This window comes from Hydrogenophaga sp. FW305-3-2-15-A-LB1, assembly GCF_058787875.1.
In genome coordinates this window covers 14627-29293 of sequence record NZ_JBYTAE010000082.1, presented here as the reverse complement: position 1 = coordinate 29293, position 14667 = coordinate 14627, and the positions used below count along the sequence as shown (strand labels likewise).

Genomic DNA, 14667 nt, shown 5'->3' with positions numbered 1-14667 from the left:
CCCCGACACCCCCTACGCCCTGCAATACCCGTGTGGTGAGCCGCCCGCGCCCGGCCAGGTGCGCGAGGTCGCGCCCGGTGTGCTGTGGCTGCGCATGCCGCTGCCGTTCGCCCTCAACCACATCAACCTCTGGGCCGTGGCCGACGAGGACGAACAGGGCACGGGCTGGGCCGTCATCGACACCGGCACCAAGACGCCCGAAGCGCTGGCCGCCTGGCGCCAGCTGACCGCGCCCGAAGGCCCGCTGGCCGCCACGCCGCAGGGCGCGCGCATCACGCGCGTGTTCTGCACCCACATGCACCCGGACCACGTCGGCATGGCGGGCTGGCTCACGCGCAAGTTCCAGTGCCGGCTGTGGATGACCCGGCTCGAGTACCTCACCTGCCGCACGCTGGTGGCCGACACCGGGCGCGAAGCGCCGCAGGACGCCATCGACTTCTACCGCCAGATGGGCTGGAACGAAGAGGCGCTGGACATCTACCGCACCCGCTTCGGCGGCTACAGCAAGTACATGCACACGCTGCCCGACAGCTTCCGCCGCCTGAGCGATGGTGAAACCGTGCGCATCGGCGCGCACGGCTGGCGCGTCATCGTCGGCCGCGGCCACTCGCCCGAGCACGCCTGCCTGGTCAGCGACGACCTCGGCGTGCTGGTCTCGGGCGACCAGGTGCTGCCCCGCATCTCGTCCAACGTGAGCGTGTTCCCCACCGAACCCGATGCCGACCCGCTGGGCGACTGGATCGCCAGCATCGAGCACCTGCGCCGCACGCTGGGCGACGAACTGCTGGTGCTGCCCGCGCACGGCGAGCCCTTCCGCGGCCTGCACGCGCGGCTGGACCGCCTGGCGCAAGGCCACGAGCGCGGCCTGCAGCGCCTGCGCCGCAGCCTGGGCGAATCGCCCAAGCGCACGGTGGACGTGTTCGGTGCGCTGTTCGCGCGCGCCATCGACAGCAACGGCGAACTGCTGGGCATGGCCACCGGCGAAGGCGTGGCCCACCTCAACCACCTGCTCGCGCGCGACGAGGCCGTGCGCGAAACCGGTGCGGACGGGGTGTACCGCTACCGCATGAAATGACGCGATGAGCGACAAGAAGCCGGGGCAACCCCTGGTGACCGCGCTGCTGCGCGGGCTGGCGGTGCTGCGCTGCTTCGACCACGGGCGCGAACGCCTGGGCAGCAGCGAGATCGCGCGCATGACCGGCCTGCCGCAGCCCACCGTGTGGCGCCTGTGCAAGACGCTGGAGCACGGCGGCTACCTCACGGCCGACCAGGAAGGCGCCCGCTTCCGGCCCGGCCTGGCCATCCTCACCCTGGGCTACTCCGCGCTCGACACGCTCGAACTGGCCGAACTCGCGCGCCCCATGCTGGAGGAAATCGCCGCGCGCTTCAACGCCGCGGCCAGCCTCTCCACGCGCGAGGGCACCTCGATGCTCTACGTGCAGCGCACGGAGTCGCCGCAGGCCTTCCTCAAACTCAACGTGCGCGCCGGTTCGCAGGTGCCCATCATCAGCTCGGGCACCGGCTGGGGCTACCTCGCCGGCCTGCAGCCGGAGCTGCGCAAGCAGGTGATGCAGGAATGCCGCAAGGCCGACCCCGCGCTGCACCGCCGCGTGGAGAAGCAGGCGCTCGCCGCCATCGCGGAATACCCCAGGCAGGGCTACGTCACCAACGTCGACGTGTTCTTCCCCGGCCTGACCACCGTGTCCATCCCGCTCTCCTCGCCGGCCAGCACCACGCCCTTCGTGCTGATCTGCACCTCGGCCACCCCGGTGTTCGCCGACCTCTCGGTGCGCGCCGAGGCCGGGCAGGCCCTGATGCAGGCCGCGCAGCAGCTGCGCCCGGTGATCGAGCGGCTCGAGCGCGAGTGATCCGCCCGGCCCCGGCAGCGCGCCGGCGGCTATTCATTCAACTTCCGTACATGCCCTAGTCACGGGCGCCGATGCCCACGACAGAATGGCGCTCATGGAATGAATATGTAATTCATCCAATGAATAAAAGGAGTTTTGAATGATCAGCTATCCGATGGCCGTGGGGGCCGTCACAACCCGTGTTCTCGAGGCCGGCAGCGGCGACCAGGTCGTGGTGCTCGTGCATGGCACCGGCGGCCGCGCCGACCGCTGGGTGCGCAACGTCGACGCGCTCGCCGCCGCCGGTTTCCACGTGTACGCCATGGACCTGCCCGGCCATGGGTTTGCCTCCAAGGGGCCGGGCGTCGCGTGCTCCGTGCCGGCGTACCGCGCCTTCCTGGCCGGGTTCATCGACGCCATCGGCGCGGCGAAACCCGTCATCGTGGGCACCTCGCTCGGCGGGCACGTGGTCGCGTCCTACGCCTGCGAACAGCCCGAGCGCGTGCGCGCCATCGCCCTGGTGGGCAGCATGGGCCTGGTGCCCATCGGCGACGAGGCGCGCGGCCGCATCCAGGCCGGCGCCAACAACCAGACCCGCGACGGCGTGGCCACCAAGATGCAGCGCGTGATCTTCGACCCGGCGCTCGTCACGCCCGAGATGCTCGAAGAGGAATGGCGCATCAACAACTCGCCCGGCGCGCTCGAATCGTTCGCCACGCTCGGCCAGTACATCGCCACCGACCTGGACAAGGAAGTCGTGGGCGAGCAGCTCGCGCGCGCCCCATTCCCCGTGCTGCTGGTCTGGGGTGAGCAGGACAAGACCGTGCCCCCGGCCGTGGGCGAGAAGGTGCGGGCCCTGCTGCCCCACAGCCGCCTGGCCCTGCTGGCCGACGCCGCGCACACCGCCTACTACGAACGCGCGGACGACTTCAACGCCGTGCTGGTCGACTTCCTCGCCGAGCGCGCGGGCCAGACCCCACGCGACGGCGTGCGCTGGAGCTGATGGTGGCGCGGCACTGCCTGGTGGGCGGCACCCTGATCGACGGCACGGGCGCCGCGCCGCGCCCGCTGCACTGGCTGGCGATGGAGGGCGGGCGCATCGTCCACATCGAAGCCGGCGAAGGCCCGGGCGCCCCGCTGCCCCCCGACGCCGAGGTGGTCGAGAACGCGGCCGGCAAGACCGTGATGCCCGGCCTGGTCGACGCGCACTGCCACATCAGCTACGGCGTGGCGCGCGGCATCGAGGAGCAGGACCTGTTCGCCTCGGCGGAGTACCGCGCGATCCGTGGCGTGTACCACGCGCGCACGGTGCTGCAATCGGGCGTCACCTCGTTCAGCGATCCCGGCGGCAGCTGGTTCGTGGCGGTCGCGGTGCGCAACGCGATCAAGGCGGGCCTGTTCCCCGGGCCGCGCATCTCGGCCGCCGCGCGCTACCTCAGCACACACGCGGCGCTGACCGACTACTTCCCCTCGTGGGTGGGCACGCCGCGCTCCGGCGTGGGCGCCCTCACCGAAGGCGAAAGCCAGATGGTCAACGAGGTGCGCGACCAGGTGAAGAACGGCGTGGACTTCATCAAGATCGCGGCCAGCGGCGAGTCGTCCATCCTCACGCCAGGGGGTGGCAGCGTGCCGGCGTTCAACGCCGCCGAGCTCAAGGTGATCGTGCAGGAGGCCCATCGCCTGGGCCGCCGCGTGACCGCCCACGCCCGCAGCGGGCAATCGGTGATGGACTGCGTGGACGCCGGCATCGACTGGATCATGCACGCCGACTTCATGAACCCGCAGCAGGCTGACCGCCTGGCCGAGAGCGGCATCCCCTGCTGTCCGGCCCTCACCTTCACCGCCAACGTGGCCGACTGGGGCCACATCGCCGGCTGCTCGCAGGCGCGCATCGACCGCTTCAAGCGCGACCTCGAAAAGGCCGTCACCAACCTCACCTACGCGCACCGCAATGGCGTGACCATGATGTGCGGCACGGACAGCGGCTTTGCCGTCACGCCGTACGGCGAATGGCATGCGCGCGAGCTCGAGCTGTTCGTGACCCTGCTGGGCATGAGCCCGCTGGAGGCGATCACCTGCGGCACGCGCAACGCGTCCATCACCGTGGACGGCGAAAACACCGGCACGCTGCAGACCGGCAAGTTCGCCGACCTGCTGGTGGTCGACGGCGATCCCCTGGCCGACATCCGCATCCTGCAGGACCGCAGCAAGCTCTCGGCCATCTACCTCGGCGGGCAGGCGGTGGACCGCACGCCCCAGCCCCCGATGCAGCGCTGGCCCTGGGAGCGCAGCCTGCAGATCTCGGAGCGCGAGCTGTACCAGCACACGGTGGCCACCGCGCTCGCCGCCGCCTGACCTCTCACCGACCCACGACACCACAGGAGACAACACCATGAAACTGCCCTTGTCCCGCCGGCACTTCGTCGCGCTGGCCGCCGCGGCCCTCACCTGCACGGCGCAGGCCGCCGACCCCATCACCATCATCGTGCCCTACCCCCCGGGCGGCCTGTCGGACACGCTGGCCCGCCTCACCGGCAAGGTGATGGGACAGAACATGGGCGTGCCCGTGATCGTCGAGAACCGGCCGGGCGCCAACGGCGTGCTGGGCCTGCAGGGCATCGCGCGCGCCAAGCCCGACGGCTCGGTCATCGGCATGGTGCCCGCCAGCGTGATGACGGTGAACCCCGCGCTGTACAAGAACATGAACGTCGACACCCTGCGCGACATCACGCCGCTCACCCTGGCCATCACCCTGCCCAACGTGCTGGTGGTCAACCCCTCGGTGCCGGCGCAGAACATGCAGGAACTGATCACCTACCTCAAGGGGGCGGGCAACAAGGTGTCGTACGGCTCCATGGGCACCGGTTCGAGCGCGCACCTCAACGGCGAGCTGCTCTCGCGCTCGGCGCAGCTGCAGATCATGCACATCCCCTACAAGGGCAGCGCGCCCGCCATGCAGGACCTCGTGGCCGGCAACATCCAGATGGCGTTCGAGAACCTGCCCGTGGCCCTGCCCATGATCCAGTCCGGCAAGCTGCGCGCCCTGGGCGTGACCAGCACCAGCAGCTCCTCGCAGGCGCCCGACATCCCGCCCATCGGCAAGACCATTCCCGGTTTCGAGGACAACATCTGGTTCGGCTTCATCGCGCCCGCCGGCCTGCCCCCCGCCACCGAGAAACGCCTGAACGAAGAACTCATCAAGGCCATCCGCTCCGACGAGGTGAGCAAGGCCATGGTGGGCCGGGGCGCGGCCATCACCACGAGCACGCCCGACGAGATGCGCAAGGTGATCGCGGCCGACCGCGAGAAATGGGGCGCCCTCGTGCGCGAACGCAACATCGTGGTGGAGTGAACGACCGATGACCCGATACGCCTTCGAACCCGCACCCGCCACCTCGGTGGCCATCCAGGGCCGCGCCGAGCGCTTTCCGGTGCGCCGCGTGTACTGCGTCGGCCGCAACTACGAAGCCCATGTGCGCGAAATGGGCCACGACCCCGACCGCTCGCCACCGATCTTCTTCTGCAAGCCGGCGGACGCGGTGGTCGAGGTCGCCGACGGCGAGGAAGGCCGCTTCCCCTACCCCGGCGAAACCAGCAACTGCCACCATGAGATCGAACTCGTGGTCGCCATCGGCGAGGGCGGGCGCGACATCCCGCAGGACCAGGCGCGCCGCCACATCTTCGGCTACGCCATCGGCCTGGACATGACGCGCCGCGACCTGCAGCGCGCCGCCGCCAAGGCCGGCCAGCCGTGGGAGACCGGCAAGGCCTTCGACGCCTCGGCGCCCATGGGCCCCATCCACGCCGTGCAGGACACCGGCTACCTCGACACCGGCGCGCTCTCGCTGCACGTCAACGGCGAAACGCGCCAGCAGGCCGACCTCTCGCAACTGATCTGGAACGTCGACGAGACCATCGCGACGCTCTCGCGCCTGTTCGAGCTTCAGCCCGGCGACCTGATCTTCTCGGGCACGCCCGAGGGCGTGGGCGAGGTGCGGCGCGGCGACGTGATGAGCGGGCGCTTCGACGGCCTGGGCGAACTGCGCGTGCGGGTGATCTGAACCGGGGGACGTCGGATCCCCGATGATGTGGGGCATGACGTCCTCCCTGAACCCCAGCGCCACCGCCGCCGCGCTGCCCTACCCCGAGCTGGCCGACGAGATCGAGGCGCTGCTGAGCGACCCCACGGTGGCGGTCCCCGCGCGCATCGTGCAGGCCCTGCCCGGTGGCGGCACCCTGTTCGCGATGCCCGCCGTCGACGCGCGCGTGGCCATCACCAAACTCATCACCCTGATCCCGGACAACGCCGCGCGCGGCCTGCCCAGCATCCAGGGCGACATCGTGGTGTTCGATGTCGCCACCGGCCAGCGCACCGCCCTGCTCGACGGCCCCACCGTGACCTCGCGCCGCACCGCCGCCGTGTCGCTGCTGGGCGCGCGCCTGCTCGCGCCCCGCCGCGACGGCCCGCTGCTCATCGTCGGCGCGGGCGTGCAGGGCCGCGCGCACCTGGAAGCCTTTGCCGCCGGCCTGGGCGTGCGCGAGGTGCGCATTGCCTCGCGCAATCCGGCCAGCGCCGACGCGCTGGTGGCCCACGCGCGCACGCTGGGCCTGGACGCGCGCCGCGTGGACGATGCCGACGCCGCGCTGGCCGAGTGCCCGCTGGTGGTGAGCACCACGCCGGCCCGGCAGGTGGCGCTGCGCGGCACGCCGCGCGACGACGCCTTCGTGAGCGCCGTGGGCGCCTACACGCCGCAGATGGTGGAGTGGGCGCCCGAGGTCTGCCGCGACCTCGCCGCGCGCGGCACGCTGGTGGTGGACACGCGCGACGCCGACCACGAGGCCGGCGACCTGCTGCAGGCGGGCATCGATGTCACCGCTGTGCCCACCCTGGCCGACTGGCTCGCATCGCCCCGGCCGGTGCGCGGCCCGGTGTTCTTCAAGAACTGCGGCTGGGGCGGCTGGGACCTGGCGGCGGCCCGCCTGGTGAGTCGCCGGCAGCAGGCCCGCTGAGCGGGGCGCGCGGCGGCGGCACCGGCGCGTCCAGCGCCGCGCCCGGGTCTTCCTCGCCCGCCACCGAGGCCAGCAGCTCGCTGGCATCGGCCTTCCCGCCGTCGGACGGCGGCGGGGGTGAAGGAGGCAATCGAATGGTGCGGCTCATGGTCGTTCCCAGGGGCAAACGGCGCTCCCGCTCCCCACCAGCGCCCGCACGGGCATGCCACTTGCCGGTGGACGGGCTCCCCAACGGATTCAAGGAGCCCCCGCATGAACCACCGAGCAAGCCCCCTGACCGCCCTGGCGTTCACCACCGCCCTGCTGTGGAGCACCACGGCCTTCGCGCAAGGCCTCGCGCCCATCGACAAGAGCTTTCTGCAGCAGGCCGCCGAAAACGGCCACGCCGAGGTCTCGGCCGGCCGCCTGGCCCTGACCAAGGCGCGCAACCCCAAGGTGCGCGACTTCGCGCAGCGCATGGTCGACGAACACAGCAAAGTCGGCGAAGAGCTGCGCACGCTCGCCGCCGCCAAGCAGCAGGAGCTGCCCACCGAGCCCTCGATGCTGCAGAAGGGCAAGGAGATGATCATCGCCGGCCTGGGCGACGAGACCTTCGACCGCCGCTACCTCAACCAGATGGGCGTGGAGGCGTACAAGAGCGCGATTCCCCTGTACGAAAAAACCGCGCTCGAATCGCGCGACCCGGAGGTCAAGGCCTTCGCCTCCAAACACCTGCCGGCCCTGCGCGAGCAGCTGCAGGCCGCGCAGGACCTCAAGGTCTCGGTGGACCAGCGCCCTGCCTCGACGAAGTGAGCGCGTTCAGGGCGGCGTGGGCAGCAGCAGATCGCGGTCGAGCTGCCCGCAGCCGGTGACGCCCAGCATGGCCATGTTGCGGTCGATCTCGGCGCGCAACAGTTCGATGGCGTGCGCCACGCCGCGCTGGCCCGCCACCGCCAGCGCGTGGTTGAACGGCCGACCCACGAAGACGAAGCGCGCCCCAAGCGCGAGCGCCTTGAGCACGTCCGAGCCGCGGTGGAAGCCTCCGTCCACCATCACCGGCATGCCGCCCACGCCGTCCACGATGCGCGCCAGCACCTGCATGGGCGCCACCGCGCCGTCGAGCTGGCGCCCGCCGTGGTTGGAAACCACGATGCCGTCGGCCCCGAGCGCCTTGGCCTTTACCGCATCGGCCACGCTGAGGATGCCCTTGATCACCAGTGGCCCGGGCCAGAAGGCGCGAATGCGCTCGACGAACGACCAGTCCAGGTGGTCGCGGTGCGAGAAGTCGCGCAGCACATTGCTCGACAGAATGGGGGCGCCGCGCTCGGCGAACGAGTTCTCGAAATGCGGCATGCCGTGGCGCCACAGCGTCTTCGCGAAGGTGCCGAGCAGCCAGCGCGGGTGTGACACCCCTTCCCACGCCAGCCGCAGGCTGGGCCGCAGCGGCGTGGAAAAGCCGTTGCGCACGTTGTTCTCGCGGTTGGCGCTCACGGGAATGTCCACCGTGACCACCAGCGTCTCGTAGCCCGCGCGGCGCACGCGCTGCAGCAGCGCGAGGATGCGCGCCTCGTCGCCCGGCAGGTAGGCCTGGAACCAGGTGCCCGGCGCGGCCTGGGCCACGTCCTCCAGCGGCGTGAGCGACGAACCGCTCAGGATCGCGGGAATGCCGGCCTCGCGCGCGGCCTTGGCCAGCGCGATGTCGCCCCGGTAGGCCGAAAGCGCGGCCAGGCCCATGGGTGCGATGCCGAAGGGGCTCGCGTAAGTGGTGCCGAACAGCGGCTGCTGCTGCGTGCGGCGCGACACGTCCACCAGCACGCGCGGCACGAAGCCATGGGCGTTCATCGCGTCCTGGTTGCGGCGCAGCGAGACGTTGTCCTCCGCCGCGCCCGCCACATAACCGTGGATGGGCCGGGGCAGGCGGCGCTGCGCGAGCGGCGCGAAGTCCTTGAGCGCGAGGATGTTCGAGAGGGCGGAGGGCATGGTGAAGCGACAGGAAGGCTCCCGCCCCGGCCAGGTCGCCGGGGCGCGGGATTCGAAAAGGAAAAGCCGGGGGTCAGGCGAGCGTCTGCCCGCCGTCCAGCGTGATGGTGCTGCCGGTCACGTAGGCCGAGGCGTCCGAGGCCAGCCACACGGCGATGTCCTGGATTTCCTCGGGCCGGCCGATGCGGCCCAGCGGCACCTGGCGCACGAAGGCCGCGTACTTCTCGGGCACCGACATCTCGGCCTCGGTCAGCGGCGTGAGGAAACGCCCCGGCGCGAGCACGTTGACGCGAACCCCTTTCGGCGCCCACTCCATCGCCAGCGCGCGCGAGAGGTTGATGACCGCCGCCTTGGCCGCCGAGTACGGCGCGTTGCCGGCCCGGCCGCGCATGCCGGCGGTGGACGAGAGGTTGATGATGGAGCCGCCGCCCTGTGCCAGCATGTGCCGGCCCACGGCACGGCACACCTTGAAGGTGGACGAGAGGTTGGCCGAGATGACCCCGTCCCACTCCTCGTCGGTCACGTCCACGCTGGGCTTGCGCAGGCTGCCGCCGGCCGCGTGGGCCAGCACATCGATGCGGCCGAAGCGCGCCACCGCCTGCTCCACCACCGCATCGACCTGGCGCGAATCGGTGGCGTCGGCCACGGCCACCAGGGCTTGGCGGCCCAGCGCCTCGACCTCGCGGGCCACGGCCTCCAGGTCGGCGCGCGTGCGCGCCATCAGCACCACGTCGGCCCCCGCGCCGGCAAAGCCCAGCGCGATCGCGCGGCCCAGCCCCTTGCCCGCGCCGGTGACCAGCGCGGTGCGCCCCGCCAGGCGACCGCCGGCCTGTTCCTTGTCATTCATGAGGTCCGCTCCTGATGCTGATGCTGCTGAGTCTTCAATCCGCCGTGATGCCGGCCGAGCGGATGATGCCACCCCACTTGGTGGCATCGGCCTGCACGAAGGCCTTGGTGGCCGCCGCGTCCGAGGCCAGCGTGGTCAGGCCGAGTTGCGCGAGCTGCGTCGTCACCGACGGCTGGCGCAGCGCGTGCGTGAACGCGTTCTGCAGTTGCGTCACGATCGGCGCGGGCACACCGGCCGGGGCGAAGACCGCGTACCACACGGACGCGCCGAAATCGGCCAGGCCCGAGGCCGCCAGGGTCGGCGTGTCGGGCAGTTGCGCCACGCGCTGCGACGAGGTGACCGCCAGCGCCTTCAGGGCACCGCTGCGGATCTGCGGCAGCAGCGGCGGCATGTTCTCGAACGCCAGCGTGACGCGGCCGGCCAGCAGGTCCTGCATCGCCGGCGCCGTGCCTTTGTACGGCACGTGGATCATCTCGGTGCCGGTCATGCGCTCGAACAGCTTGGCGCAGAGGTGCTGCGTCGAGCCATTGCCCACCGAGGCGTAGGCCACCTGGCCCGGCCGCGCCTTGATGTAGGCGATGAGTTCCTGCACCGAGTTCACCGGCAGCGAGGGCGGCACCACCAGCACGTTGGGCACGGTCGCCACGCCGATGATGGGCGTGAAGTCCTTGAGCGGGTCGTAGGGCAGGTTCGGGTACAGCGCGGGCGCGGTGGCGTAACCGGGCGTGCTGCCCAGCGTGAGCGTGTAGCCGTCCGGCTTGGAGCGGGCCACGGCCGTGGTGCCCACGACGCCGCTGGCGCCCGGCTTGTTGTCCACCACCATGGGCTGGCCCAGCACGCCGCCGGCCTCGCGCGCCAGCAGGCGGCACAGCAGGTCGTTCGTGCCGCCGGCCGCCCAGGGGCTCACCAGCGTGATGGGGCGGGAAGGAAAAGCCTCGGCAAAGGCCGGCCAGGCCGACGTGAGGCTGCCGAGGCCCAGGGCTTGGATGAGATGACGTCTTTGCATGGCGGTGGTCCTTTGCGCGTATCGGAGGGGGAGGGATCAGGGTTGGATTTCGAAGGTGCAGATCGTCTCGACCGGCGCCGTGTAGATCAGGTCGGGCACGCTCAGGCTGGCGCGCGCCATCGCCGCGCGCTCGGCGCCCAGCACCTCCACGAACAGGTCCGACGCGCCGTTGGAGACGTAGGGCGCGCGCTCGAAGCCGGGCGCACCGTTGACGTAGATCAGCAGCTGCACCACACGCACGATCCGGTCCAGGTCGCCGAGCACGGCCTTGGCCTGGGCCAGGTGGTTGATCGCGCACAGCCGGGCCGACTGGTAGGCCTCGTCCACCGAGACCTTGTCGCCCACCTTGCCCAGGTAGGGGAACTCGCCGTTGTGGTGCCCCAGGGCACCCTGGCAGAAGAACAGGTTGCCCACCGCGACGCCGGGCACCAGCGCCGGGTTGGCCTTGATGATGGGCGCATCGGGCAGCACGATGCCCAGCTCGGCCAGGCGTGATTCGATCTTGCCCATGGGTCTCACTCCACTTCGGCGACGCACTCGATTTCCAGCAGGAAATCCTTGCGCGGCAGGCGGGCCTCGACGGTGGTGCGGGCCGGCCAGGTCTGCGGGTCGTTGCCGAAGAACTCGCGGTAGATCTCGTTCATCTCGTCGAAGTCGGCGCGGCGGTCCAGGAACACATTGACCTTCACCACCTGCGCCAGCGACGAGCCGGCCTCTTCCAGGATGTTCTGCAGGTTGGTCATGCACTGGCGCATCTGCGCGGTGAAGTCGCCCTTGGCCAGCTGCATCTCGCCGTGGTAGGCCGGGCAACCGGAGACGAACACGAGGTTGCCGGTGCGCACGGCGTGGGCGTGGGGCGCCTTCGTGCGGGTCACCTTGGGGCTGTAGATCACTTGTTTGGTCATGGGAACTCCTGTGTGCGGAAAAACGTTGGAAACGCAAATGTGCCTGCCGTTTGGCGTCGCAACAAACGATTTGTTTTGAACAATGAGTTGCCATTTTCGCAACACACATCCTAGAATCGCCGCATGATCCTGCAGACCTCCCTGCTGCGCTACCTCGAAGTGGCGCAAAGCGGCTCCATCCGCGCCGCCGCCGAGCGCCTCTTCGTCACGCCCTCCGCGCTCAGCCGCGAGCTGCAGAAGCTGGAGGAAGACCTGGGCGTCACCCTGTTCGAGCGGCGCGCGCGCGGCATGGTGCTGACCGCCGCCGGCAAGGTCTACCTGAACCACGTGCGCGACGCGCTCAACGGCATCGAGCGCATGCGCTCCGAGCTCGACGCGCTGCAGAACCTGCACCGCGGCCACGTCTCGCTGCTCTCGGTGGAGGGCTACGCCTCGGACTTCCTGGCCCCCGCCATCGCCCAGTTCCAGGACGCCTACCCCAATATCACCTTCTCGCTGCGCATCACCGGCACCGGCGCGGTGGAGAACGGCATCGCCAGCGGCGAGGCCGACATCGGCCTGGTCTTCAACCTGCAGCCCAAGGCCGAGATGCACTCGGCCCTGCACCTGCACGCGCCCCTGCTCGCCGTGATGGCGCCGACCCACGCGCTGGCGCGACGCAAGAGCCTCACGCTCTCGCAAATCGCCGGGCAGCGCCTGGCGCTGCCCGACAACAGCTTCGGCGTGCGCCGCCTGATCGACTTGCAGAGCCACATGTCCAAGGTCCACATCACGCCGGCGCTCGAAGCCAACTCGCTCGCGGTGCTGCGCGGCTTCGCGCGCAACGGCGGCGGCATCACCCTGCTCTCGCACATGTCCATCCGCAACGAGCTGGCCATGGAGCAGCTGGTGGGCGTGCCGCTGGACGACGCGCTGCTCTGCCAGGGCGGCATCGACGTCTGCGTGCTCTCCGAGCGCAAGCTGCCCGTGGCCTCGGCGGCCTTCCTCAAGCACCTCACCGAAGTGGGGCGTGCCGCGCTCTGAAGCGGTGCGTCAGCGTTGCGCGCAGATCAACACTGCGTGCAAAAGAAGTCGTTTGTGGTTGCACAGTCGACTCCGTAAGCTCGGGACCATTCAGGCAAGGCACTGGCGCCTTGCGGTTGGAACCCGGAGCCCCGAATGCCCCAGAAACTCGACGTGCACGCCGGTGCGATCGAAACCCTGCCCCCCGCCGATTTCCGCTGGCCCGGCGGCCAACGCCTCGGCATCTTCTTTCGCGTCGCGCTGGAAGGCTGGTCCGACGACCAGTGGCCGGGCTTCGGCCCCATGGGCAACCCGCTCAAGCCCGGCACGCCCGACCTGAACGCGCTCGGCTGGGTCGAGTACGGCATCCGGCGCGGCATCCACCGCATCCTCGACGTGCTGGAGCGCCAGCAGATCCAGGCCAGCATGCTGGTCTGCGGCGTGCTCGCCGAGCGCTACCCTGAAACGCTGCGCCGCATCGCCGATGCAGGCCACGAAATCGTGGCGCACTCCTGGGGCATGGACGTGATCCCGGCCTACCTCGACGAAGCCGCCGAACGCGCCAACATCCGCCGCACCACCGAGCTGCTGGAACAGGCCTGCGGCGTGCGCCCCGTGGGCTGGATCAGCCCGCGCGCCTCGCCCAGCGTGCGCACCGCGCGCCTGCTCGCCGAAGAGGGCTACGAATGGCACGGCGACACCATGAACGACGACCTGCCCTACCTCGTGCGCTTCGGCGACCGCGAGATCGCGGCCTTCCCCGGCGGCATGGAGATGAACGACACGCCGCACGCCATCCGCTACGGCAACGCACCGCGCCAGATGCTGGAGCTGTTCGACGACTGGCTCGACTTCGTGCAGCGCCACGAGCCCGGCGCGGTGCGTCTGAACCCTTCCATCCACGGCCACGTGTTCGGCCGCCTCAGCGGCATCGGCGTGTTCGAGGAACTGATCCGCCGCGCCCGCGCGCTCGACGACACCTGGATCGGCCGCCAGGGCGATGGCATCCGCCACCTGCGCCAGTCGCTTCGCTGAACACCCCTCACCACCCCCACCGCCCCACAGGAGAAGCTCCATGAACGCACACCACCCGCATGGCCTCACCCGCCGCCACGTTGTTGCCGGCGGCACGGCCCTGGCCGCCCTGATGGGCAGTGGCCTGGCCCGCGCCGCCGGCTACCCCGAACGCCCCATCCGCATGGTGGTGCCCTATCCCGCCGGCGGCTCCACCGACATCGTGGCCCGCCTGGTCGCCAAGCACCTTGGCGAGGTGCTCAAGGGCACCGTGGTGGTGGACAACAAGGGCGGCGCGGCCGGTGCCATCGGCGCGGCCGACGTGGCCCGCGCCGCACCCGACGGCTACACCCTGCTCTCCAACATCGTCACCTCGGCCGTGCTCACGCCCATCACCCAGGCCAAGACGCTCACCTACGACCCCATCGGCGCCTTCCAGCCCGTGGCCATGGTGGCCAAGCTGCCCAACGTGCTCATCATCAACAAGGACATTCCGGTGCGCACCTTCAAGGAGTTCGCCGCCTGGGCGCGCGCCAACCCCCAGCGCGCCAGCTACGGCACGGGCGGCACCGGCAGCGTGATGCACCTCACCGGCGAACTGCTCAAGCGCGATGGCGACTTCGCCATGGAACACGTGCCCTACAAGGGCGCGGCCGCCGCCATCCAGGACCTCATGGGCGGCAGCATCGTCGCGGTGCTCGACAACATCACCGGCGTCATCGGCCCCATCCGCTCCGGCCAGGTGCGCGCCCTGGGCGTCTCCACCGACCAGCGCTCGCCCGCCCTGCCCGACGTGCCCACCTTCGCTGAAGCCGGCGTCAAGGGTTTCTCCAACGCCAGCTGGTTCGGCGTCTTCACGCGCGCGGGCACGCCGCGCGACATCGTCGCCCAGCTCGAAAAAGCCACGCTGGAAGCCTGCGCGCGGCCCGAGGTGGTGCGCACGCTGACCGAACTCGGCGCCGTGCCCGACCCCATGGGCGCCCAGGCCATGGACACCTTCTGGAAAGCCGAATTCACCTACTGGAAACGCGCCATCGACGCCGCCGGCATCCCCCTGAACTGAACCCCGACCCCAAA

General features: G+C 70.5%; 16 protein-coding genes. 11 read left to right on the top strand and 5 right to left on the bottom strand.

Going from position 1 to position 14667, the window contains the following annotated elements; all coding sequences use genetic code 11:
• The first annotated feature begins 19 nt into the window (after positions 1-19).
• From AC3WPZ_RS22295 to AC3WPZ_RS22260, 8 genes are all read left to right on the top strand, one after another.
• Positions 20-1075 (top strand): MBL fold metallo-hydrolase, encoded by a 1056-nt coding sequence (locus tag AC3WPZ_RS22295; protein ID WP_492441576.1) that lies wholly within the window; start codon positions 20-22, stop codon positions 1073-1075.
• A gap of 4 nt (positions 1076-1079) precedes the next feature.
• The gene (locus tag AC3WPZ_RS22290; protein WP_444686991.1) at positions 1080-1868 is read left to right on the top strand and encodes an IclR family transcriptional regulator; all 789 of its coding nucleotides are present in this window, start codon (positions 1080-1082) and stop codon (positions 1866-1868) included.
• Between the two features lie 139 nt (positions 1869-2007).
• Positions 2008-2850, top strand: a complete 843-nt coding sequence (locus tag AC3WPZ_RS22285) for an alpha/beta fold hydrolase (RefSeq protein WP_444686992.1) — start codon at positions 2008-2010, stop codon at positions 2848-2850.
• Positions 2850-4202, top strand: coding sequence for a metal-dependent hydrolase family protein (locus AC3WPZ_RS22280; RefSeq protein ID WP_444686993.1), 1353 nt, complete (start codon positions 2850-2852; stop codon positions 4200-4202). Before AC3WPZ_RS22285 ends, AC3WPZ_RS22280 begins: the two co-directional genes overlap by 1 nt.
• Before the next feature lie 37 nt (positions 4203-4239).
• A complete protein-coding gene (locus AC3WPZ_RS22275; RefSeq protein WP_444686994.1) occupies positions 4240-5199 on the top strand; it encodes a Bug family tripartite tricarboxylate transporter substrate binding protein in 960 nt (319 codons plus the stop codon).
• 7 nt (positions 5200-5206) lie between these two features.
• Complete coding sequence (locus tag AC3WPZ_RS22270; RefSeq protein WP_492441573.1) at positions 5207-5908, top strand: fumarylacetoacetate hydrolase family protein; 702 nt, start codon at positions 5207-5209, stop codon at positions 5906-5908.
• Between the two features lie 34 nt (positions 5909-5942).
• On the top strand, positions 5943-6857 hold the full coding sequence (locus AC3WPZ_RS22265) for a delta(1)-pyrroline-2-carboxylate reductase family protein (protein WP_382156413.1): 915 nt from the start codon (positions 5943-5945) through the stop codon (positions 6855-6857).
• A gap of 252 nt (positions 6858-7109) precedes the next feature.
• Positions 7110-7649, top strand: a complete 540-nt coding sequence (locus AC3WPZ_RS22260) for a DUF4142 domain-containing protein (RefSeq protein ID WP_382320862.1) — start codon at positions 7110-7112, stop codon at positions 7647-7649.
• Positions 7650-7655: 6 nt separating this feature from the next.
• Here the strand turns inward: AC3WPZ_RS22260 and AC3WPZ_RS22255 are convergent, their stop codons facing one another.
• From AC3WPZ_RS22255 to AC3WPZ_RS22235, 5 genes are all read right to left on the bottom strand, one after another.
• A complete protein-coding gene (locus AC3WPZ_RS22255) occupies positions 7656-8816 on the bottom strand; it encodes an alpha-hydroxy acid oxidase (RefSeq protein WP_492441570.1) in 1161 nt (386 codons plus the stop codon).
• Between the two features lie 73 nt (positions 8817-8889).
• Positions 8890-9663 (bottom strand): SDR family NAD(P)-dependent oxidoreductase, encoded by a 774-nt coding sequence (locus tag AC3WPZ_RS22250; protein ID WP_492433871.1) that lies wholly within the window; start codon positions 9661-9663, stop codon positions 8890-8892.
• A 34-nt stretch (positions 9664-9697) separates the two neighbouring features.
• The gene (locus AC3WPZ_RS22245; RefSeq protein WP_382320867.1) at positions 9698-10669 is read right to left on the bottom strand and encodes a Bug family tripartite tricarboxylate transporter substrate binding protein; all 972 of its coding nucleotides are present in this window, start codon (positions 10667-10669) and stop codon (positions 9698-9700) included.
• A 36-nt stretch (positions 10670-10705) separates the two neighbouring features.
• The gene (locus AC3WPZ_RS22240; RefSeq protein WP_382156402.1) at positions 10706-11179 is read right to left on the bottom strand and encodes a RidA family protein; all 474 of its coding nucleotides are present in this window, start codon (positions 11177-11179) and stop codon (positions 10706-10708) included.
• Positions 11180-11184: 5 nt separating this feature from the next.
• The gene (locus tag AC3WPZ_RS22235) at positions 11185-11574 is read right to left on the bottom strand and encodes a RidA family protein (protein WP_291115815.1); all 390 of its coding nucleotides are present in this window, start codon (positions 11572-11574) and stop codon (positions 11185-11187) included.
• 123 nt (positions 11575-11697) lie between these two features.
• Here AC3WPZ_RS22235 and AC3WPZ_RS22230 point away from each other — a divergent pair, with 123 nt between their 5' ends.
• The 3 genes from AC3WPZ_RS22230 (at position 11698) to AC3WPZ_RS22220 (ending at position 14653) form a co-directional block, all read left to right on the top strand.
• Positions 11698-12597 carry a LysR family transcriptional regulator gene (locus AC3WPZ_RS22230; protein WP_492441568.1) on the top strand — a complete coding sequence of 300 codons (900 nt, stop codon included), beginning with the start codon at positions 11698-11700 and terminating at the stop codon, positions 12595-12597.
• A 135-nt stretch (positions 12598-12732) separates the two neighbouring features.
• Positions 12733-13611 (top strand): polysaccharide deacetylase family protein, encoded by an 879-nt coding sequence (locus AC3WPZ_RS22225; RefSeq protein ID WP_492441566.1) that lies wholly within the window; start codon positions 12733-12735, stop codon positions 13609-13611.
• A 40-nt stretch (positions 13612-13651) separates the two neighbouring features.
• Positions 13652-14653 carry a Bug family tripartite tricarboxylate transporter substrate binding protein gene (locus AC3WPZ_RS22220; protein ID WP_382156396.1) on the top strand — a complete coding sequence of 334 codons (1002 nt, stop codon included), beginning with the start codon at positions 13652-13654 and terminating at the stop codon, positions 14651-14653.
• The last annotated feature ends 14 nt before the right edge of the window (positions 14654-14667 follow it).

What these genes read in the sequence shown, in the direction of transcription:
- AC3WPZ_RS22290 (WP_444686991.1), top strand. Translation starts at nt 1,080, where the DNA reads ATGAGCGACAAGAAGCCGGGGCAACCCCTGGTGACCGCGCTGCTGCGC.
- AC3WPZ_RS22285 (WP_444686992.1), top strand. Translation starts at nt 2,008, where the DNA reads ATGATCAGCTATCCGATGGCCGTGGGGGCCGTCACAACCCGTGTTCTC.
- AC3WPZ_RS22280 (WP_444686993.1), top strand. Translation starts at nt 2,850, where the DNA reads ATGGTGGCGCGGCACTGCCTGGTGGGCGGCACCCTGATCGACGGCACG.
- AC3WPZ_RS22275 (WP_444686994.1), top strand. Translation starts at nt 4,240, where the DNA reads ATGAAACTGCCCTTGTCCCGCCGGCACTTCGTCGCGCTGGCCGCCGCG.
- AC3WPZ_RS22270 (WP_492441573.1), top strand. Translation starts at nt 5,207, where the DNA reads ATGACCCGATACGCCTTCGAACCCGCACCCGCCACCTCGGTGGCCATC.
- AC3WPZ_RS22265 (WP_382156413.1), top strand. Translation starts at nt 5,943, where the DNA reads ATGACGTCCTCCCTGAACCCCAGCGCCACCGCCGCCGCGCTGCCCTAC.
- AC3WPZ_RS22260 (WP_382320862.1), top strand. Translation starts at nt 7,110, where the DNA reads ATGAACCACCGAGCAAGCCCCCTGACCGCCCTGGCGTTCACCACCGCC.
- AC3WPZ_RS22255 (WP_492441570.1), bottom strand. Translation starts at nt 8,816, where the DNA reads ATGCCCTCCGCCCTCTCGAACATCCTCGCGCTCAAGGACTTCGCGCCG.
- AC3WPZ_RS22250 (WP_492433871.1), bottom strand. Translation starts at nt 9,663, where the DNA reads ATGAATGACAAGGAACAGGCCGGCGGTCGCCTGGCGGGGCGCACCGCG.
- AC3WPZ_RS22245 (WP_382320867.1), bottom strand. Translation starts at nt 10,669, where the DNA reads ATGCAAAGACGTCATCTCATCCAAGCCCTGGGCCTCGGCAGCCTCACG.
- AC3WPZ_RS22240 (WP_382156402.1), bottom strand. Translation starts at nt 11,179, where the DNA reads ATGGGCAAGATCGAATCACGCCTGGCCGAGCTGGGCATCGTGCTGCCC.
- AC3WPZ_RS22235 (WP_291115815.1), bottom strand. Translation starts at nt 11,574, where the DNA reads ATGACCAAACAAGTGATCTACAGCCCCAAGGTGACCCGCACGAAGGCG.
- AC3WPZ_RS22230 (WP_492441568.1), top strand. Translation starts at nt 11,698, where the DNA reads ATGATCCTGCAGACCTCCCTGCTGCGCTACCTCGAAGTGGCGCAAAGC.
- AC3WPZ_RS22225 (WP_492441566.1), top strand. Translation starts at nt 12,733, where the DNA reads ATGCCCCAGAAACTCGACGTGCACGCCGGTGCGATCGAAACCCTGCCC.
- AC3WPZ_RS22220 (WP_382156396.1), top strand. Translation starts at nt 13,652, where the DNA reads ATGAACGCACACCACCCGCATGGCCTCACCCGCCGCCACGTTGTTGCC.